This is a genomic window from Nocardiopsis sp. CNZ308, assembly GCF_004217075.1.
In genome coordinates this window covers 6,559,389-6,578,840 of sequence record NZ_SHKJ01000001.1, presented here as the reverse complement: position 1 = coordinate 6,578,840, position 19,452 = coordinate 6,559,389, and the positions used below count along the sequence as shown (strand labels likewise).

Annotated in this window: 14 protein-coding genes; 8 read left to right on the top strand and 6 right to left on the bottom strand. The window is 70.7% G+C overall.

Going from position 1 to position 19,452, the window contains the following annotated elements; translation table 11 throughout:
* Window positions 1-203: 203 nt before the first annotated feature.
* Complete coding sequence (locus EV372_RS28310) at window positions 204-2,168, top strand: hypothetical protein (protein ID WP_130398587.1); 1,965 nt, start codon at window positions 204-206, stop codon at window positions 2,166-2,168.
* Between the two features lie 311 nt (window positions 2,169-2,479).
* Here EV372_RS28310 and EV372_RS28305 read toward each other — a convergent pair whose 3' ends face one another.
* Window positions 2,480-3,448: an HNH endonuclease gene (locus tag EV372_RS28305; RefSeq protein WP_130398586.1), complete on the bottom strand. Its 969-nt coding sequence runs from the start codon at window positions 3,446-3,448 to the stop codon at window positions 2,480-2,482.
* Window positions 3,449-3,893: 445 nt separating this feature from the next.
* Between EV372_RS28305 and EV372_RS28300 the strand changes: the two genes are divergently transcribed.
* The gene (locus EV372_RS28300) at window positions 3,894-4,679 is read left to right on the top strand and encodes a hypothetical protein (RefSeq protein WP_130398585.1); all 786 of its coding nucleotides are present in this window, start codon (window positions 3,894-3,896) and stop codon (window positions 4,677-4,679) included.
* Between the two features lie 388 nt (window positions 4,680-5,067).
* Here EV372_RS28300 and EV372_RS28295 read toward each other — a convergent pair whose 3' ends face one another.
* Window positions 5,068-5,817, bottom strand: coding sequence for an SDR family NAD(P)-dependent oxidoreductase (locus tag EV372_RS28295; protein ID WP_130398584.1), 750 nt, complete (start codon window positions 5,815-5,817; stop codon window positions 5,068-5,070).
* A gap of 117 nt (window positions 5,818-5,934) precedes the next feature.
* On the opposite strand from EV372_RS28295, the gene EV372_RS28290 reads away from it, so the two are divergent.
* Window positions 5,935-6,519, top strand: a complete 585-nt coding sequence (locus EV372_RS28290) for a TetR/AcrR family transcriptional regulator (RefSeq protein WP_253793975.1) — start codon at window positions 5,935-5,937, stop codon at window positions 6,517-6,519.
* 91 nt (window positions 6,520-6,610) lie between these two features.
* Here the strand turns inward: EV372_RS28290 and EV372_RS28285 are convergent, their stop codons facing one another.
* Window positions 6,611-6,946, bottom strand: coding sequence for a hypothetical protein (locus EV372_RS28285; protein WP_130398583.1), 336 nt, complete (start codon window positions 6,944-6,946; stop codon window positions 6,611-6,613).
* 343 nt (window positions 6,947-7,289) lie between these two features.
* Between EV372_RS28285 and EV372_RS28280 the strand changes: the two genes are divergently transcribed.
* The 4 genes from EV372_RS28280 (at window position 7,290) to EV372_RS28265 (ending at window position 12,177) form a co-directional block, all read left to right on the top strand.
* A complete protein-coding gene (locus EV372_RS28280) occupies window positions 7,290-8,486 on the top strand; it encodes a PLP-dependent cysteine synthase family protein (protein WP_130398582.1) in 1,197 nt (398 codons plus the stop codon).
* Between the two features lie 305 nt (window positions 8,487-8,791).
* Complete coding sequence (locus EV372_RS28275) at window positions 8,792-10,762, top strand: APC family permease (protein ID WP_130398581.1); 1,971 nt, start codon at window positions 8,792-8,794, stop codon at window positions 10,760-10,762.
* Window positions 10,763-11,139: 377 nt separating this feature from the next.
* Complete coding sequence (locus EV372_RS29585; protein ID WP_486484070.1) at window positions 11,140-11,712, top strand: hypothetical protein; 573 nt, start codon at window positions 11,140-11,142, stop codon at window positions 11,710-11,712.
* Window positions 11,713-11,922: 210 nt separating this feature from the next.
* Window positions 11,923-12,177, top strand: coding sequence for a glutaredoxin family protein (locus EV372_RS28265; RefSeq protein WP_013153689.1), 255 nt, complete (start codon window positions 11,923-11,925; stop codon window positions 12,175-12,177).
* 118 nt (window positions 12,178-12,295) lie between these two features.
* Here the strand turns inward: EV372_RS28265 and EV372_RS28260 are convergent, their stop codons facing one another.
* Together EV372_RS28260 and EV372_RS28255 are read right to left on the bottom strand one after the other, a co-directional pair.
* Window positions 12,296-13,579, bottom strand: coding sequence for an ArgE/DapE family deacylase (locus EV372_RS28260; protein ID WP_130398580.1), 1,284 nt, complete (start codon window positions 13,577-13,579; stop codon window positions 12,296-12,298).
* Between the two features lie 62 nt (window positions 13,580-13,641).
* A complete protein-coding gene (locus EV372_RS28255) occupies window positions 13,642-14,982 on the bottom strand; it encodes an MFS transporter (RefSeq protein ID WP_130398579.1) in 1,341 nt (446 codons plus the stop codon).
* Window positions 14,983-15,112: 130 nt separating this feature from the next.
* On the opposite strand from EV372_RS28255, the gene EV372_RS28250 reads away from it, so the two are divergent.
* Entirely contained in the window at window positions 15,113-16,243 is a 1,131-nt protein-coding gene (locus EV372_RS28250) for a PucR family transcriptional regulator (protein WP_197044336.1), read from the top strand.
* 148 nt (window positions 16,244-16,391) lie between these two features.
* Here EV372_RS28250 and EV372_RS28245 read toward each other — a convergent pair whose 3' ends face one another.
* Window positions 16,392-19,418, bottom strand: a complete 3,027-nt coding sequence (locus EV372_RS28245; RefSeq protein WP_130398577.1) for a glycosyl hydrolase — start codon at window positions 19,416-19,418, stop codon at window positions 16,392-16,394.
* Window positions 19,419-19,452 lie beyond the last annotated feature (34 nt).

Sequence of the window (19,452 nt, the reverse complement as noted above, 5' to 3'; positions counted from 1 at the left end):
GTCGCCTGCGGCGGTGTCACCCGCCACCAGACGGCGGGTGACGCCCCCGGGTACGTCAGGACTGCGGTGGCCGAATCCGGCCACGGAAAAGGAAACCGAGCCGGTCACCGGCGTCTTCGCCTGGTGTAGAACTGGTGGTTGCTCTGGTTCTCGCTTCGGTGTGGAGGTTCGGGAGGGGAATGGCGGAGGATCCCGCTGGCACGGTGAACAACACCTCCATCAACCTGGGGCAGATCCTCAAGCTGGTGCAGGTCGGAAACTTGTACGGGAACATCTCGTTCCACCTCGGCGACATGGTGCACACGGAGACCGAAGCGGTACTGGAGGAATACCAGAGGTATCTCGCTGCCACCTTTTCCCCAGCCGAACCGGAGCTGTATCGGCATTTCAGAAAAGGGTTCGAGCAGCAGAGATGGGCGATCCTCTCAGGAGAGCCCGGCAACGGTAGGGAAACCGCGGCCATCGCCCTGCACGCCTGGTGCGGGATGCGCGTTCATTCGATCTCCCTGGACGAGCAACCAGGGAAGCGCCTGGCCCGGACCCTTCCCATGCCGGGAAACGGATACCTGGTCGATCTCTCCGCTCTGACGCGGATCGACGGGTCGACCGTCATGGAACTACGCGCCCTCCGGGCGCGGGTGGCCGAGAACGAGGCGGCGCTGACCATCCTCACGCGGCCCGGACAGCTCACCGGTGAACTGCACGAGATGCCCGTATTCCGTGTCCGTCGGCCGCCGGGCGTAGCCGTGCTCTCCGAACACCTGAAGTACCTGATCGGGGAGAACCGTCAAAAGGTGTGGACCACCTGGCAGGGCGTCCAGGACAAGGTTCGGGACGCCGGTCCGTCGGACGCCGTGCGCCTGGCCCGGATCGCCTACCAGTCCCGGCCAACGGACGACACAACCTGTACCGAGACGTGGATCCGTGGAGCGCTTGACGCATACGGCGACTGGAAGGGCGAACTGAACGGCTGGTTCACGGAACACAGCGGGGACACCGCCGTCTGGGACCGGATCGTCCTGATCGCCGTCGCGGTGTTGGAAGGGCGGCAGGCGTTGGAGGTGTTCGACGCCGCTGACGATCTGGCACAGGCACTGGGAGAGCGGCCCAGGGGCGTGGGAGGGATCTTCGGCCCGGGCGTGGACCTCACCCTGGAGTCCGTGGGTGCGAAGCGCGTTCCAGGCGACGGGGTGTGCTTCACCAGACCCGAATACGCGGACGCGGTGCTGGAGTACGTGTGGGAACAGCTCCCGAGACTACGGAAGTACCTGGTCGCATGGATGAGTGAACTGGTGGTGAAGTACCCGCAACTCGTCCCCCCGGTACGCGAAGCCTGCGTGCGTCTGGCGCTGTCGCGCAAGGATCAACCCCTGACGGTCGTCTTCTTCGACAATTGGGCGAAAAGCGGGAAGAGCAGACAGGCCGCGGCGGACTTCGCAGCCGAAGTCGCCTCCTCACCGGACCTGGGGAAGGAGATACGTAAACGCCTCTACGACATCGCGAAAAATCCCTCATCCGACCACCACCATGCGGTGGCGGTCGCCAGCGCGTGTGTCGCCTATGGCCGCACCAACCCCGCGTCCGCACTGACCCGTCTCAAGTGGCTCGCCCAAGCCGAATCGGAAAAGGTCCGTCAGGCCGCACTCAATGCTTTGGAAGAGTTGTCCGAGGACGGAGAGCGGTGGTTCGATGTCGTCGGCGCTGTCCTGAACGGGTGGTGCCATGAAGGAGTCTCCCCCAGACGTAGGGAGGTCGCGTTTCGTTTTCTTGTCCGTGCTCTGTCCGCGTCCACGGAAGGTGTGCCCGAGAGGCTCCTCTGGTCGAGGACCCGTCCGGACCTCGCCAAGGCCACGGATCACGTCGCGGACATGTGGGGAGCGGTTCTTGGCCGAGGGGACGACGATCTGGCTCTGGAAGCGGTCGGTGAGTGGATCTCCTGTGTTCTGGAGGACGCGTCCAGGTTCGAGGAGGTGGCCGACATCCTCGTCAGGGCGGCAGCCGGTGGCAGGAGCGGTCTGAGCGAGGAGGCGGTGAGCAGGCGCACCGTCACCGCTGGCCGGATGATCGTCCACTGGTGTGAACGCAACGACGTCGATCTCGGTACCAGGGCCGTTTACACCCTTCAGGCGAGGTTGTACAAGGCGCACGATCCCACTTCGTCCGTGTGAGACGTAGGCACCGTGTTCTCAACCTTTGTCGGTGAAGGGAGCGAACCCGCGTAGCTGTGCCGTACATCGACCGCATGCATTCGAGCACCATCAACAGCGTCATGAACAGGTGCACGAGCACGGTGACCACCACGGTGGTCCGGTTCGCGCCTTCTCCTGAACGCTTCGTGGAGATGCGCAGACCCAGCCCGAAGGGGTGGCCCAGCAGTTCGAACAGCAGAGCAGTGAAGACCGAGGCATCTGCGATCAAGCGCTCCCTGCAGTGCGTACAGGTCAGGAAAGTCTGAGGGCGGCCCCGCTGTGATCAGGGGTCACCCCGCCTTGAAGACCTCGCTCAGGTGCCACTCCAGGGCGCCACGGGACGGGCGGTCGGCCTTGTTCCGGGGGACCACTACCGGCTTGCCCTCCAGGGCGGTGTACTCCCCGGCGTCAGGGAAGTCCTCGTGCAGGCGGGGACTGACCCGGACCTCCAGGCTCGGTGACACCGACAGGTAGCCCTGGTCGAAGAGCTTGTGAACGTCAGCGCGCAGCAGTATGCCGTTGTCGAGCCGGTGCAGGCCGCCTGCGGCCACCGGGTGGATGTGGGCGGCCTCCAGCACCGGGCGTACGCGCTGGCCGGTGACGGCGCACCGGCCCTCGTAGGCGTCCAAAAGCGCGAGCTTGAAAGCCTCCTGCCCCATGCGGCGACGGGTGGGCCGGGCCTCGCCGAACATCGGGCCGTGGCGTTCCCAGGTGGCCGCCACGGCGTGCTCGTCCTCGGCGAGGGCCACCGCGGGTTTCTGGCCGAGTACACGCTTGACGATGGGAGCGAAGTAGTCGGCGTGCCCGGGCTCGGTGACGTCCTCGTAACTCCTGCCCTGGACGAGGCTGTAGGCCCAGTCAGGGGGAGGGCCGAAGGTCTCCTCCTCGGGGAAGAACACCGGGTCGCGCAGCATGATGCAGCCGATCAGAGGGTCCTCTCCGGGACCGATGCGGGGGATCTTGTTCTTCGCGCGGTACCCGTTGATCGCCTCGCGTACCCCGGCGAGGTCCTTCCTTCCGTTGCCCTCCTCGAAGGCCGCCCAGGCCTCGGACAGAGGGACGAGCGCGAACCCGCTGAAGGCGGCGCCGCCCACGATCCGGTCGTGCGGTTTCTTGGTCTTGAACAGGAACGGGTCACCGGGCGCGAGCTTGTGGAAGCTCTTCCCGGAGGGGCGCCAGAAGTTGATCTCATTCAGGTGGGGGCGCTGAGCGAGGAAGTCGGCCCAGGCCTTGTCAGTAACGCCGACAAATGCCTTCATGTCCGACATTGTGAAGGATGTATTTGCGTGTATTCGCCCGTGGCCAGGGAGTCCACAGGTGTCAGCGGGGCTGTTTCAACGAAAAACCTGGTTGGGACGGGTGCGTTCACGTGTGTCCACATCCGGCCAAGGACGGCAGACTCCGGGGGCGTTTCGCGCTGATCAGGGACCGGGCCGGACGGCGAGCCCCATTCCATTCTGGAGAGACCAGGCAGGCGCGGAGACTCCCGACGGTAGGGCTTGTCGTGTCCGTTCCGGAACGCCGCTCTGGTCCTGAGCTGTGCGTTCTTCTCCCGCTCGTCTTCCCCGCGGAGCAGGGACTTCTGCCCCCACGGACACAGGAGAGTGACCGCTCCCGGGGTACCGGGTTCCACCACTACAGAGGCATGGTGGGGAGCGGCCTGTCGAGCCCAGAGCTACCCTCTTGCTCTCTCCCGGAGGTTCCGTGAAGCACAGTGAACGCTGTGAGCAGGCGACGAAACCCAGGTGTGTCTGCACCGCCTGTGGAGGGAGCCAGCACGGATGGATCGGGCACCTCAGACGTGCGGAGGGCCCGCCGGAGGCGATCAGGGTTCTACGTGAATCGGCTGATCAGGTCTGGTGGAAGCAGAAAAAGCGCCATGAGGACAAGGGGCGCAGGGCGCCGACCCGGTACCTTCGACAGGCCGGAGGCGGGGTCGCCGTCGCGGCGCTGGTCGCCTGGCTCGCGGCTGAGGAGAAGACACGAGACCGCGTCCGTCAGCTCGGGAACGTACTCCACTCCGAGGTCTTCGACGGTGATCTTCGTCGGTACGCCGCAGAGCGGGCTGAGGAGGACTCCGCCTTCGCGGACTACGGCAGCGCGATGGTGGGCCACTTCTGGTGCGATCTGCTGACCGAGATCGCGAACGTCCTGGACCGGGGCGCCGACCAGCTCGACAAGGTGCCCGCGGCCGCCGGAGAAGCGCTCTTCGCGGAGGAGGACCCTCCTGAGTGGGGGCGGGTGCGAACAGAGCTTGCGAAGGCGGCTCTGGGGTTTCTCTGGAAGTGCTTCCAGTGGTTCCTGAACGCCGACCCGAAGGCCCTGGCCCTGCAGTTGCGTGTTCTCGCCGTGCTCATCTGTCCCGACGCGGGCGCTCATCCCAGGGTCGCCCGGTGTTGCCTTCTTCCCTTGGTGAAGGAGGCCCTGAGAGAGACAGTCGGGACCAATTTGGAGCCCGACTGGCTCTGGGGAGAGAACGCCCGGAAGTGAGATGGCGAGGAAGCTCCGCTCACATTCTGTGGGGGCCGTGGGAACTCCAGGGGTGGGATGCCGACGTGCCCGCTGGGCGGCCTGTCCCTGGACAAGGCCTACGGTTCCAGGTCCAACAGGCAGATCCTGCGCACCAAACGCACCCGGTGCACCATCCGTCATTCCTGGGTGCGAGGACCAAGAGGCCGACCCCTGAAACCTTCACACGGCTGGCGGTAGACCACCCGACTTCGATCGGGAGGTCTACCGCCGACGCGACAGGGTGGAGCGGTCGATGGACCGCCGTAGGCGGTACCGGGCTCTGGTCGCATGTGACGACAAGCTCGTCACGACTCGTGCAAGGGGAGCCGTAGGCCGGTGCGAGCCATCACTGCGCCGCACAGTGGTGTCAGATCTGGTTCGCGCCGCCGTCCACGTACAGGTTGGCGCCCAGGAGGAAGGTGCTGTCCGCGGAGGCGAGGAAGGCCACGGCGGCGGCGACCTCCTCGGGGCGGCCCATCCGACCGATCGGCACGTCGGCGACCAGGCCCTCCCGGAAGGCCGCGGCGTTCTGCTCGCCGGCGAGTTCGGTGATGCCGGAGGTGTCGATCGGCCCCGGTGAGATCGCGTTGACCCGGATCCCCCGGTCCTTCAGCTCGTTGGCCCAGGTCCGCGCGAAGGAGCGGATCGCGGCCTTGGAGGCCGCGTACGCGCCGAAGGCCGCTGTGCCGCGGTCGACGGTGGTGGAGGCGTTGAGGATCACCGAGGCGCCATCGTTGAGCAGCGGCAGCGCCTTCTGCACGGTGCGGAGCGTGCCCTTGACGTTGACGTCGAAGATGCGGTCGTACTCCTCCTCGGTGGTCTGTTCCAGCGTCGCGAACGAGGCGGCGGCCGCGTTGGCGAACAGCACGTCCAGACCTCGGCCGCGCTCGCGCACCATCGCGTAGAGCCGGTCCAGGTCGGCCGGATCGGTGATGTCGCCCGGCACCGCGGTGACCGAGGAACCGATGACCTCGGCGGCCTCGTCCAGTTCGGCCTCGCGCCGCCCGGTGATGAACACGTGCGCGCCCTCGGCCGCCAGCCGCGCGGCGGTGGCCCGGCCGATTCCCCGCGTGCCTCCGCCGGTGACGACGGCGGTCTTGTCTTGCAGTCTCTGCATGGTCTGGCCTCCACAGAATTCTGTTCCGATCGGGACAGAATGAGGCTACAGCACTTCCGATCCGATCGGTACAGAAGTGGTAGGCTGCTGCGTGTGGAGGACGTCAGGAGAGCGCCGGTGGGCCGACCGAGGGGATTCGACGCCGAAGAGGCCCTGGAACGGGCCATGGCCATGTTCTGGGAGCACGGTTACGCCGGTGTCAGCCTCACCGACCTCACCCGCGCCATGGGCATCACGAAGACGAGCATGTACGCGGCTTTCGGCAACAAGGAGGAGCTGTTCCGCAAGGCCCTGGAGCGCTACGCCGAGGGCCCGGCCTCCTACGGCACCCGGGCGCTGGAGGAGCCGACCGCCCGGGAGGTGGCCACGGCCTACCTCAACGGCTCGATCGCGGTGTCCACCCGGCCGGACTGCCCCGCCGGGTGCCTGGGCATCCAGGGTTTCCTGGCCGCCAGCCATCTCGGCCAACCCGCCCGCGACACGCTGAGCGCCTGGCGCGTCGAGAACCTCTCACGCCTGCGTGACCGGTTCCGGCAGGCCGTCGACGAAGGCGACCTGCCCCCGGACGCCGATCCGGAAGTGCTCGCCCGCTACCTCATGACCATGGCGAACGGCATCTCCGTCCAGGCCATCAGCGGCGCCGACCGGGACGAACTCCAGCGGATGGCCGACGCCGCCCTGCGCACCTGGCCACCCCTCTGACCCCTCGCTGGCCTCTGCTTTCCGACCGCGTCCACCGGACGGGGCAGGACGGGCGGACGCCGGTGACCGGCGGCCACGGGTAGTTCCTCTCTCAGCTGTCGCAGCTCTGGCAGCGCCGTGTGGCGACCCGCTCGGTGTTGCCGTGCGTCGCCCGGGCGGGGGAGCCCTCGCTGAGGCGGCGCCACAGCTGCGGGTCGGGCTCGGGAATCCAGCCCCAGAGCGGCGCCTTGATCTCGGAGTCGGACTGGTGCAGGCAGCCCGGGCGGTGGGCCACGCCGCGCGGCGAGATGAGGATGGTGCCCCCGGGGAAGTGCGCGTCGCCCAGGGCGGGGCCGCCGTCCTGGACGCGGGGGTTGCGGGCCTCGCGCACGAGCGAGCACGCGCAGCCGCCGCCGATGGGGAGTTCGCAGAAGTCACAGCGTTCCATGGCCCCGATCATGCAGGGGCCCGGTGACGAACGGGCCCGGCAGCGCTTGCCGGGCCGACACTGCACAGTTGTTGCGCCAGCTCGGACGGGGTGTGGCCGTTTCCGGCCACACTTCACCAGGCTTCCGCTGGTGGTGGACGGGCACGGTCGTCGCCCGCCCGGGCCGGAAGGCCGCGGCTTGTGCCGCCGTGGTGGCGGTCCTTCCCGAACATGGGAAGAGGGGGAGCCGAAACCGTCCGTGGCGGCGCGGACCAAGGCTTCGAAACAGGACGGAACCGGAAGCCTGAGCAGCGATTTCTCCCCTGTCCGGTCCCCGTGACCGAGGCGGGGGTAGCTCCGGCTCATGACCACGACACAGAGCCAGCGGGACACCGCCGCCGTCACCACGCGCGTCGTCGACCACTACGACGGTCGCAAACGGGCCTGGGTGAAGGAGGCGGTCCGGCTGCTGCACGCCGACGCCACGCGCTCGGCGGACACGCACGTCTTCCAGTTCCCCCTTCCCGTCGAGTGGGGCATCGACCTCTACGTCAAGGACGAGTCCGTCCACCCCTCCGGCAGCCTGAAGCACCGCATGGCCCGCGCGCTGTTCCTGCACGCGCTGTGCACCGGGTGGATCGAACCCGGCACGCACGTGTTCGAGGCCTCCAGCGGTTCCACGGCGGTCTCCGAGGCCTACTTCGCCAAGCTCCTGGGGCTGAAGTTCACGGCCGTGGTGCCCGAGAGCACCAGCCGGGAGAAGGTGGAGCTCATCAGGTCCTACGGGGGAGAGGTCAGGAACCCCGGACCCGACGGCGACATCGAGAAGGAGGCCGCCCGCCTGGCCGCGGAGTCCCCCAAGGGCCACTTCATGGACCAGTTCACCTACGCCGAGCGGGCCTACGACCACAACGTGGCGGCGACGATCTTCCGGCAGATCGCCGAGGAGCGCCATCCCGACCCCAAGTGGATCGTGGTGGGAGCGGGCACCGGGGGCACGAGCGCGACCATCGGCCGCCACATCCGCTTCAGCCGCCGTGACACCCGGGTGTGCGTGGTCGACCCGCAGAACTCGGCGTTCTTCCCCAACTGGACGGTCAACGAGGGCCGTCCCAAGAGCCAGTGGCCCAAGGACCCCTCGACCTGGATCAAGGGAAAGCCCTCCCACATCGAGGGGATCGGGCGTCCGACGGTGGAGCCCTCGTTCCTGCCCGCCGTCGTCGACCGGATGGTCTCGGTGCCCGACGCCGCGTCGATCGCGGCCATGCGCCTGCTCCTCTCCCGGTTGCGCCACCGCGCGGGGCCCTCGACCGGGACCAACCTGTGGGGCGCGCTGCGGATCGTCGCCGAGATGCTCTCCGACGGGGAGAGGGGCAGCGTCGTCATGCTCATGTGCGACCAAGGGGAGCGGTACATGCACAACTACTACGACGACGCGTGGGTCGAGAAGGAGCTCAAACTCGACCTGAAGCCGTACACCAAGGTGCTGGAGGACTTCCTCTCGACCGGCCGCTGGAAGGAGCCCGAGGCCCCCGGCGTTCCCGAGGCGAGGAAGGCCTGAGGGCGGTGGCCGTGTCCCGGCCCCGACGCTCGCCGGGGCCGCGGGCCTGATCTGGGGCGGGGCGGAGCGCGGCGGGATCGGGGGATGGCGGGGGCGGAGCGGAAGCCGACGACGCAGGGCCGATCCGCCTGCGGCCCGCCGGACCGGAGGCGGTGCCCTCCCCGGTCCGCGCGTACGGACGCCCCGTGCGAGGTGACCGACACGCGCCCGTCGCGGTCAGCGGCGGCGAAGCCCACGGACCGCAGACTGGTCACCCGAAGGCGCCCGCGGACGCGGTCCGCCGGGTCCACCCTGGAGGAGGCGCGATGCGAGGGGACGGCGGCTACGCGCCACGCCGGTGGCAGGCTCCGCAGCCCGCGGGGCGGCGCGGCGGGGCTCTCGGCCGGTGGCTCCTGCGCGAGAGGGTGGAGGACATCGGCGGCCCCGGGGCCCGGCCGCACGCCAGGCGCCAGCATCCCTGGTGGCAGGTCATGTGCCTGACCGGGGTGGACTACTTCTCCACGCTCAGCTACCTGCCCGCCATCGCCGTCCTCACCGCCGGTGCGCTCTCCCCGCTCGCCACGCTGCTGATCGTCGTCCTCACCCTGTTCGGGATGCTGCCGATCTACCGCCGGGTGGCCCGGCACAGCCCGCACGGGCAGGGGTCGGTCGCGATGCTGGAACACCTGCTCCCCGAGTGGCGCGGCAAGTTCCTGGTCCTGTGCCTGCTGGGTTTCGTGGCCACCTCGTGGATCGTCACCATCACCCTGTCCACCGCCGACGCCACGGCCCACCTGGCGGCCAACGCCCACACCCCGGCAGCCCTGGCCGACCATCCGGTGCTCGTGACCCTCCTGCTCCTCGCGCTCCTGGGCGCGGTGTTCCTCACGGGGTTCCGCGAGGCGGTCAGGATCGCCATCCCGCTGGTCGGGGTGTTCCTGCTGCTGAACGCGGTCGTGGTCGCGGCGGCTCTGGCGCACATCGCGCAGAACCCGTCCCTGCTCGCCGACTGGCGGGGGACGGTCGTGGGGGACGGGCTGCCGTCCGCGACCGCCACCGTGCTCATCGCCTTCCCGCTCCTGGTCCTGGGGCTGTCGGGCTTCGAGACGGGAGTCAGCATGATGCCGCTCGTACGCGCCTCCGGAGCCACCGACCAGGAGCGCACGGCGGCACGCGTCGCCGACACCCGAAGGCTGCTCACCACCGCCGCCGCCGTCATGAGCGTGTACCTGGTGGCCACGACCTTCGTCAGCGGGGTCCTGGTACCCCGGGAGGACGTGCTGCCGGGCGGCCCGGCGGCGGACCGCGTGCTCGCCTACCTGGCCTACGAGCTGCTGGGTGGCGGGTTCGGCGCCGTCTACGACCTCAGCACGGTGCTCATCCTGTGGTTCGCGGGAGCGTCCGCGATGGCGGGGCTGATCAACATCGTGCCGCGCTACCTGCCCCGGTACGGCATGGCGCCCACGTGGGGCGCGGCCGTGCGGCCCGTGGTGCTGGTCTACACGGCCGTCGCCATGGCGGTCACCGTCGCCTTCGACGCCGACGTGACCGCCCAGTCGGGCGCCTACGCCACCGGCATCCTGGCCATGCTGGTCACCTCCGCCGTGGCGGTGACCGTCCTCGCGCACCGCGGCCGACGGCGGTGGGAGACCGCCGGGTTCGCGTTCCTGACCGTCGTGTTCGGCTACGCCCTCGCCGACAACGCCGTCTCCCGACCGGACGGGCTGCTCATCGCCCTGGCCTTCGTGGTCGGGGTCCTGGTCGTCTCCCTGGTCTCCCGGGCGCTGCGCAGTACGGAACTGCGCACCAGCAGCGTCCACCTGGACGCCGCGGCGGTGCGCTTCGCCCACGAGGCCGTCCTGCGGAACGGCCTGCACCTGTTCGCCAACCGGCCCCGGAGCGGGGAGGAGGACGAGTACAGCGATACCGCGCGCAGGCAGCTGCGCCTGAACCCGATCCCGCTGACCACACCGCCGCTCTTCGTCGAGGTCCGGATCCACCACCCCTCGGAGTTCGAGGAGGTCCTGCACGTGACCGGCGTGGAGGTGGGAGGGCACCGGGTGCTGCGGGTGCGCAGCCCCGCGGTCCCCAACGCGCTGGCCGCGGTGCTGCTGTGCCTGCGCGACGAGACCGGGGCGGTGCCCCACTGCTACTTCGCCTGGTCGGAGGGGGAGCCGATCCGCCAGGTGCTCCGTTTCCTCGTGTACGGGGAGGGGGAGACCGCGGCGTTCACCCGGGAGGTCCTGCGCGTGGTCGAGCCGGATCCGCGGCGACGCCCCGTGGTCCACGTCAGCTGAACGGCGGGGTGCTCCTTCGCGGCGTTGTGGTTGCTCCTGCCCGTCACGTCCGGGCGCTGGGGAAGCCCCCAAACCGGTGAGGGTTGTGTGCGCTCGTTGTGTGAGGATGGACGCGGGCGTGTCACGAGGGTGGCAGCACGTTCCGAACGCAGGTTGCGGGGAGATAACGGCCCGCGTTTCCGCAGTTCGTTAAGCGTGAGCCCCGCGCACGCGGGGATGGACCTCGGACACGGTCACGGTCACGGGAGGTCTCCGGTGAGCCCCGCGCACGCGGGGATGGACCGCCGCGATCCCCCTCACCGCCGACGACGCCGACGTGAGCCCCGCGCACGCGGGGATGGACCGACGGCCTGACCCGACCGACCGGGGGCCGTCATGTGAGCCCCGCGCACGCGGGGATGGACCGGAGGTCCGAACCAGCGGGGATCGAGAGGGGACGCGAGCCCCGCAAGCACGCCGAACTCGCGTGGTTCCCCGCCCACCAGCTCCCCCGGGACACGGTCGGCTACTGCGCCCAGGCCGTCACGCACTTCCTGCTGGGTGACCCCTTCTCCCAGCACCGGACCCCCACACCCTTCCCGGTCCGACAACGGTCCGGGGCGCAAGAGGCGCTACTGGGCGATGCCGGGGTGGCGGGATCCCTGGACCGTCTCCTGGAGGAGGTCGCCCGGGAACGGCGACGCCAGCAGAGTCTGTACGGCGTCCAGAACCTGCCCGCCGGGACCGGGCCCGAGCACAGCGCACAGGCCGCACGGGCCAAGGCCCGGGTCCATCAGGCCGGAGCTGATCTGACCTGGTGGGACCTGGCCTACGAGGAACTGTGCGAAGCCCGCGCCGCCACCACCGACGAGGAGCTGCGCGCCGAACTCGTGCAGACCTGCGCGGTGCTGGTGCAGTGGGCCCAGTCCACCCTTCGCCGATCCTGCCCCGCTGACCGGATCGACGGGTGAGACCCCGGCGGCGCTCACGGGAGGCGCCCCGTCGCCTCGGCTCCGGCGCGGCCGGTCGATGACCAGGCGGCTGTGGGGCCTGTCGATGACGGACCGCGGGTCGGCGACCGTCAGCCGGTGCGCGCCGCACCGACGGCCGTGCGGAACCCGGGACCGGGCGGACCGGGCCGTCGGGCACACTGGCCTGGTGACCACCCCAGGGGAGGACGAGTGAACGAGGCCGCGATCCGCGTCTACGGGGCCGACTGGTGCCGGGACTGCCGACGCACCAAGAAGCAGCTGACCGAGCTGGCGGTGCCCTTCGAGTACGTCGACGTCGAGCACGACCCGGCGGCCACGGAGCGGGCCCGGGAGATCTCGGGGCGCACGAACATCCCGGTGGTCGTCTACCCGGACGGGTCCCACCACGTCGAACCAGACGACGCGCGGGTCGAGGCCAAGCTCCGAGAGCTGTCGCTGATCTGACGGCGGCGCCGCCCGCGCACATCGCGCGGGCGGCACCGTCCCGGTCCGACCCCGACCCCGTCCGAGCCTGGAGCGCGTTCCGGGCGCCCGGGACGGCCTGCCCGGACACGCCCCGGCCTCAGGCGGCCTCCTCCAGCCCGCACCACTGCGCGATGAACAGGGCGATGGACTTGGTGATCCGCCGCACGGACTCCACGTCCACGCGCTCGTCGTACCCGTGGATGGCCTCCGAGACCGGCCCGTAGACCAGCGCGGGAATCCCCTGGTACAGGGCGTACACGCGGCCGTCGAGGTAGCCGGGGGTGGTGAAGGTCCGCAGCTCGTCCTTGAAGACGGTCCGGTGGGCCCGGCGCAGCACGTTCTCGGCGTCGGTGCCCTCCGGCAGGACGTAGCCCTCGGCGTAGAAGCCGGTCCGCTCGCCCACGGCCTCGATGGGGTTGCCCGCGTCGTCGGTGGTGGTGGCCCGCAGCACCTCCTGGATCTGCTCCCAGGCGTCGTCGGCGCTCACCCCCGGGTAGATCGCCGCCCGGACCTGGAGTTCGCACCAGGCGGGGACGCTCGACGGCCAGTCGCCGCCGCTGATGCCGCCGAGGTTGAAGTTGATGGGGTGGTCCAGGTCCTCGAAGTGGGGGTGGCTGCCCCTCTCGTCGTTCCAGCGCTGTTCGAGGACGCGCAGCCGCCCCATCACGTGGTGCGCCGCGTCGATCGCGTTGAACCCCGACGCCATCTCCCTCGGGTGCGTGGGGTGTCCCGCGACCCGCACGGTGAACCAGATGACGCCGACGTTGGCGCGGACCAGCATGTCCTCCTCGGGTTCGGGGATCAGCACGGCGTCGGCGGTGTACCCGCGCTGGACCGTCGCCAGCGCGCCGTTGCCGGTGCACTCCTCCTCCGCCACGGACTGGAAGTGGATGCGTCCGGCGGGGGCGAACCCGGCCGCGCGCACGGCGTCGTAGGCGAACAGGTTGGCCGCCAGTCCCGCCTTCATGTCACCGCTGCCCCGGCCGTGCAGCCAGCCGTCGATGACGGGGGCGTCCCACGGGGAGCGGGACCACTCCCCGACGGGACCCTCGGGGACCACGTCGATGTGGCCGTTGAGGATCAGCGAGCGGCCACCGCCCCGGGCGGGGGTGTAGGTGCCCACCACGTTCTCGACGCCCTCGTAGGAGACCGTGATCTTCCCGGCGCCGGGGTGGGTGGAGATCTCCTCCGGGTCGAGTTCCCACCGGTCCACGTCCAGCCCCCGCCGCTCCATGGCCTCGTGCATCAGGTCCTGCGCCGAGGACTCCCGGGTGCGCAGGGAGGGGTGGCGCACGAGTTCCCGGGTGAAGTCCAGCTGGGCGTCGAAGGCGTCGTCGACCGCCGCCTCGATGCGCGCGACGACGTCGGGTGCGAGCTCCATGGGGTTCTCCTGTGCGGGTGCGGGTGCGGGTGCGGGTGCTGTGGTCGGTGCGGGCGGGCGGTTCACGCCGCGGTCCGGGCGTCGGCGGCGGCGCGGGCGTCCGCGACCCTGATCCGCTCACCGGCCAGGCCGCCGACCGCGGTGACGGCGCAGATGCCGATGAGGACCAGCACCGCCGGCCAGGACGCGCCGTCGTCCACGGCCAGGAGCGCGGTGGCGATGAGCGGGAGGAACCCGCTGAGGGTTCCGGCGAGGTTGTAGCCCAGGGACACGCCGCTGTAGCGCAGCCGGGGCGGGAAGAGGTCGGCCAGCAGGGTGCCGGTGACGGCGTAGGCCAGGGTGATGAGGCAGATGCCGATGGTCACCGCGGCGGTGATCGCCCACGGGTCGGCGGTGTCGATGAGCCAGAACAGGGGGAAGGCGGCCGCGGCGGTGGCCAGGGCGCCGATCACCGTCATCCGGCCGGGGCCGAAGCGCTCGGCCGCGCGCCCGGCGACCAGGGTCGTGGCGATCTGGAAGACGGCGGCGACGAGCGTGGCGTTCACGACCGCCTGGCGGTCGACCTCCAGCACGGTGGAGGCGTAGGAGACCACGAAGGTCGTCATCACGTAGAAGCCGCCGACCCCCAGCAGCGCCGCGGCCACCGCCACGAGCAGGCGGCCCCAGGCCTCGCGGAACAGGGCCAGGGCGGGCACCTTGGCGCGGTCCTCCATCTGCACCAGCTCCTGGAAGACGGGGGACTCCTCCACCTTGAAGCGGATGTAGAGGGCGATGCCCAGCAGCGGGAACGCGGCGAGGAAGGGCAGGCGCCACCCCCAGGCGTCGAAGTCGGCCGCGGGCAGCGTCAGCACCGCGGCGAAGGCGGCCGAGGAGATGAGCGTGCCCACCGGGGAGCCGATCTGGACCAGGGCGGCGTACCGGGCGCGCTGGCGCTCGGGGGCGTGCTCGATGGCGATGGTGATGGCGCCGCCCCACTCGCCGCCCACGGCCAGCCCCTGGAGGAGCCGCAGGACCGCGAGCAGGATCGGCGCGGCGATCCCGATCGCCAGGTAGTCGGGGATCACGCCGATGAGCCCGGTCGCGCAGCCGATCATGACGATGGTCATCAGCAGCGCGGGGCGCCGTCCGTAGCGGTCCCCGATGGTGCCGAAGATCAGGGATCCGATGGGCCTGGCGGCGAAGCCCACGCCGAAGGTCGCCAGCGCCGCCATGAGGCCCGCGCCCGGGTCGAGTTCGGTGAAGAACAGGCGGTTGAAGACCAGAGCGGCGGCCGTGCCGAACAGGAAGTAGTCGTACCACTCCAGGGCTGTTCCGACGAAGGCCGCGAAGGCGATGCGCCTGGCGTCGGCCGCGTCGACCTTCGGCGCTCTCGCTCCGGCCGGGGCCGGGTCGGGCTGTGGCATGTGATCCTCCGGGAGATGTGCACCGGTCGGACGGGGCGTCGGCGACCAGGTGTGATGCCGATCATCGTCTTGGAAAAAACGCACCCCCACAAGCGCAAAACCCAACGAGAACGCCGCCTAGAATGTGCACATGCACAAAACAGCGCCGTCGGACGTCATCCCCCGCGCCGCACAGGCGTGCCTGGAGGAGCTGGAGACCGTCGCCTGGACCTACGTGCGCAGGGTCCGCGAGCTGACCGGGTACGCCGAGACCGTCATCGACGACGCCGAGCTGTACGGCACGGCCCGGGCCACGCTCGAACTCCTCCTGGAGCTCCTGCGGGGACGGGACCGCCACGGGGCGCTGCGCGCCCACTCGATCGAGGTCGGGCGCTCCCGCGCCCGCCGCGGCATCCCCCTGGAGTCGCTGCTGCGGGCCGTGCGCATGGACTTCCGCTTCCTGTGGGAGGCGATGCGCGCCCACGTCGCCGAGGCCGACTTCCGCGACTTCTCCGAGGAGGTCATCTCGATCTGGGAGGCGGTGGAGGCGCACACCACGCACGTGCAGACCGGCTACACCGACGAGATCGCGCGGATGCGCGCGGAACTGGAGCTGGAGCACGCCTTCCTCCTCCGGCACCTGCTGAGCGGCTCCGGCGAGGACACGCGCCTGAACGAGCAGGCGGCGCGGGCCCTGGGTCTGCGCCCCGACGGCGTCCACCTCGTCCTGGTGGCCAACGGCAACCACGCGCGCGACTTCCGGGGCTGGGTCGGCCAGGCGCTTCCCGGGGCGGTCCTGCTCCGCCTGGACGGGGTGGAGTTCGCCATCGTCCCCGCCGGGGACGCCGCGGGCGCCGCCCGCGGGGCGCTGCTGAGCGAACCCGTCGGGATCTCCCCGAGCGCCCACGGCATCGGGGAGATCGCCCCGATGTGGCGGCTCGCCCGCGAGCTGGCGGAGTGGGCGCGGCCCGGCGCGGCGGCCACGGTCGAGAACCACTGGACCCGGCTGGCGGGCGCGCGCCTGGGCCCGGCCGCCGAGGCCTTCGCCCGGGACGTGCGGGAGGCGCTCGGTGGGTTCACCGAACGCGAGGTCGACCTGCAGGTCGAGACGGTCGAGGCCTACTACCGGACCGGTTCGGTGACCGAGGTCGCGCAGGCCATGTTCTGCCACCGCAACACGGTGATCAACCGCCTGCGCCGCTTCGCCGAGGCCACCGGGCTCGACGTCACCAGACCGGTCGACGCGGCCGCGGCCCACCTCGCCCTGACCACCCTCCGCTAGCTTGGCGTTCACCCTGCTTGCTTGGCCCCAGAGCCGCGTGTGATGCCCGTTCTGTCATTCTTCGCGGCCCTGGGGCGCTTGCCCCGTCACACGGGTGATCCGCCCCTGTCCCCGCTCCAGCAGGCCGCCGGGCCCGTCCGGGCGGCGGTCACAGTTCGGCCTGGCCGTAGGGCAGCAGCCGCACCGGGCCCAGCAGTCCGTAGTCCTGTCGGGACACGTCGCCGTAGACGTCGGGGCGAAAGGCCCGCATGCGGTTGATCAGGGTGGTGGCCACCTCCACCTGGATCGTGTTGGAGCCGCCGCGCAGCCAGGGGCCGATGTCGACCACGGTGTCCTGCTGGTCGCAGGGCGGCAGGTCCGTGCCGTTGACCGTGACGCGGAAGGTGTCGCTCACCCGGCCCAGGTCCAGACGGGCGCCGTGACCCCCGGTCCACCCCTCGCCCAGGTCGACGGTGGTGGTGTAGCGACCGATACCGGAGGTGTCGGCCAGCCCTTCGATCTCCCGCCAGGGGACGAGGGAGGACAACGAGTGCTCGTGCAGGACCACCTCGGTGTCGGTGGTCGACCCTCCCGGCCGCCAGTCCTCCACCTCCAGTTCCCAGGAGGCCAGATCGACGGGGTCGCCGACGGAGTCGATGGCGGTGGAGACGGTGCTCCCGTCGGAGAGGGCGGTGGTGTAGGCGCCCGCCGAGGAGGCCCGGACCACGGCCTTCCCGTCCTCCACCCGTACCTCGTCGGCGTCGGTGCTGTCCACGCGCAGCTTCTTCAGCTGCCCCGGCGGCATCTTCTGTCCCGGATCGCCGTGGCCGGCCGTCCACGAGGGCGGGGCCAGGGCGATGACCGTCGACGCCCCCGGCGCCAGGCGTACGCCGACGTCGACCGTTCCGTCGCCGCGCGTGTGCTCGGGCAGGGGGGTGATCCGTCCGCTCCACAGGTCCAGCGCGAAGGGATAGGCGTGGTTGGTGTCCGCGGGGAGGGTGACCCGGTGGTCGACGGTCTCGCTGTCGGAGCCGTTGGTGAAGTAGTACAGCTCCAGATCGTCGTCCCGTCGCCGCGCGTGCAGCAGGGGGGACCCCTGGGCGTAGGAGACGGCGGGCCGCGCGTCCAGTGCCGCGAGCCCGGCGGGGATGTCCTCGCGGGAGTCGACCCGGTGCACGCCGGGCTCGGCGAGCAGCTCCTCCATGGTCCGGAGCAGCTCCTCGGCCGAACTCTGGTCGGTCCCCGGCTCCTGCGGGGCGCTCCAGTCCCCGACGACGAGGATCCTCAGTCCCGACCGGGCGTACTCCACCATCCGCCGGGCGGTGTCCAGCTCCATGGTGGGGAGCCGTCCGTTGAACGCGTCCCCCTCGAAGACCAGCAGGCTGTAGGCGGGCCCCTCTGGGGCCAGACGGCCCCCCTCCACCCGGGGTTCGGTGACGCGGAGCAGGCGGGGGCTGACGAACTGGTGCGTCCAGCCCTGGCGCACCCCCTCCTGGCTGAAGTAGGCGGCGCCGAAGCCCGATCCGGCGTAGCCCTTCTGGCGCAGGAAGGCCACGTCGACCGTCGAGGTGCCCGACTGGAGGGTGTGCTGGGCCCGCGCGAAGAAGCCGGAGACGTCGGACACGTGCTGCCAGGTGGGGTGGCGCGGCCCCCAGGACTCGCTGTAGCCGACTCCGCCGCTGTAGGGGGTGAAGGCGGCGAACCCCGGCCACCGCGCTCCCGGTGCGTCGGCGTAGGAGAACCCGTGCAGGACCGCCATGTTCACGCCCGCGGAGTACTCGCGCGCGATGGTGCGCACGGTCTGCTGCCACGTGGTGCTGTAGGAGCCGCCGTAGACCGCGCCCGCCTCGCTGCTGAGCACCTTCTTGCCGCCCAGGTCGCGCCCGCCGGCCAGGGAGCGGAAGTCGTCGAGGTTCTTGAAGCCCAGCGACTCGCCCTCGGCGGTGTCGACGATGGCGGCCTTGGCCACGGCGTCGGTCTGCAGGCCGTAGGGCTGGATCCGGTAGCCCATGCCGAGCCCGTGCGCCCACTCCTGGAGGGGGGCGATGTGATGGTCGATGTAGAGCTGTGAGAGCAGGTCGTTGAAGTCGTCCAGTGCCCGGCGGTCGGTGTCGGGATCGAAGGAGAAGACCTGGTCCTCGTCCACGCGCACGAGCACCGGCAGGTAGGGCAGCGGGTCGTAGCCGTGGTGGCTTTCGAAGGCGGAGGGCAGATCGTGTGTCCACAGGGTCGCCTCGGTCTCCATCTCGATGGAGTCCTCGAAGATCGCACCGCCCGCCGGTCCCCGGAGGAGGGCGCGGATCCCGGAGGTGAGGACCTCCTCCTCCCAGAAGTCGATGACCGCCTGGGCGCCGATGCCGCTGAAGTGGTCGACCACGTAGGAGACCGGCTCGGTGTGGGGCCCGCCCTCGGGGCGCTGGCCCGAACCGCGCTCCCAGTAGGCGATGAGGGCCCAGGTGGAGCCGTCCCCCTCACCAGGGGCGGTCCAGGTCAGCTCCTCGTCCCGTACCGACGCGGTCAGGTCCTGAAGGGTGTCGGCCTCCAAGGCGGTGCGCTCGTCCTCGGGCGAGGCGCCCTCGGCCAGGCGCACCGCCTGCACCGCGAAGAGCTCGCGCGACTCCACCCCGTGCCCCGGCTCCGCCACGGGCTCGGGCAGGGCGCCCGAGACCTCCTCGCCGGAGGCGAGGTAGCGCACGCCGTGGGCGAGTTCGCGTACGGCGGCCCTGTCCTGCGGGGTCAGGCCGGGCACCGCGGCGGGCCAGGACGGGCCGATGGTCATGTCGACGACGATCCCGCGCTCCTCGGCCCGGGACAGCGCCGCCTCCACGGCCTCGCGCCAGGGTCCGGTGCCCCAGCCGTGCCCCTCGGGGTCGAGCGGCTCCGAGGAGCTGTGGTGGACGTCGGCCACCTCCATGCCGCCGAACCCGGCGTCGGCGGCCTGGTCGATCTCGCGGGCCACCTCCTGCGGGTCCACCAGGCCATGCGGCCACCACCAGCGGAACTTGGCCCGGGCCGCGGCAGCGGGAGCTTCGAAGCCCCGGGTGAAGGACTGCGGGGCCGCCACGGCCGCGGGTGCGCCGAGGGTGGTCGACAGGGCCGCGGCCGTGCCCGCGGAGGCGCTCAGCCCCAGGAACAGGCGGCGTGTGGGGGTGAAACCGGAGCACGGGCGTTCCGTGGGCGGTGGTGTGTGGGACATGGGGGATTCCTTCCTGCGCTCGCCGGAGCAGGGC

What these genes read in the sequence shown, in the direction of transcription:
- EV372_RS28305 (WP_130398586.1), bottom strand. Translation starts at nt 3,448, where the DNA reads ATGAAGGCATTTGTCGGCGTTACTGACAAGGCCTGGGCCGACTTCCTC.
- EV372_RS28295 (WP_130398584.1), bottom strand. Translation starts at nt 5,817, where the DNA reads ATGCAGAGACTGCAAGACAAGACCGCCGTCGTCACCGGCGGAGGCACG.
- EV372_RS28285 (WP_130398583.1), bottom strand. Translation starts at nt 6,946, where the DNA reads ATGGAACGCTGTGACTTCTGCGAACTCCCCATCGGCGGCGGCTGCGCG.
- EV372_RS28280 (WP_130398582.1), top strand. Translation starts at nt 7,290, where the DNA reads ATGACCACGACACAGAGCCAGCGGGACACCGCCGCCGTCACCACGCGC.
- EV372_RS28275 (WP_130398581.1), top strand. Translation starts at nt 8,792, where the DNA reads ATGCGAGGGGACGGCGGCTACGCGCCACGCCGGTGGCAGGCTCCGCAG.
- EV372_RS28260 (WP_130398580.1), bottom strand. Translation starts at nt 13,579, where the DNA reads ATGGAGCTCGCACCCGACGTCGTCGCGCGCATCGAGGCGGCGGTCGAC.
- EV372_RS28255 (WP_130398579.1), bottom strand. Translation starts at nt 14,982, where the DNA reads ATGCCACAGCCCGACCCGGCCCCGGCCGGAGCGAGAGCGCCGAAGGTC.
- EV372_RS28250 (WP_197044336.1), top strand. Translation starts at nt 15,113, where the DNA reads ATGCACAAAACAGCGCCGTCGGACGTCATCCCCCGCGCCGCACAGGCG.
- EV372_RS28245 (WP_130398577.1), bottom strand. Translation starts at nt 19,418, where the DNA reads ATGTCCCACACACCACCGCCCACGGAACGCCCGTGCTCCGGTTTCACC.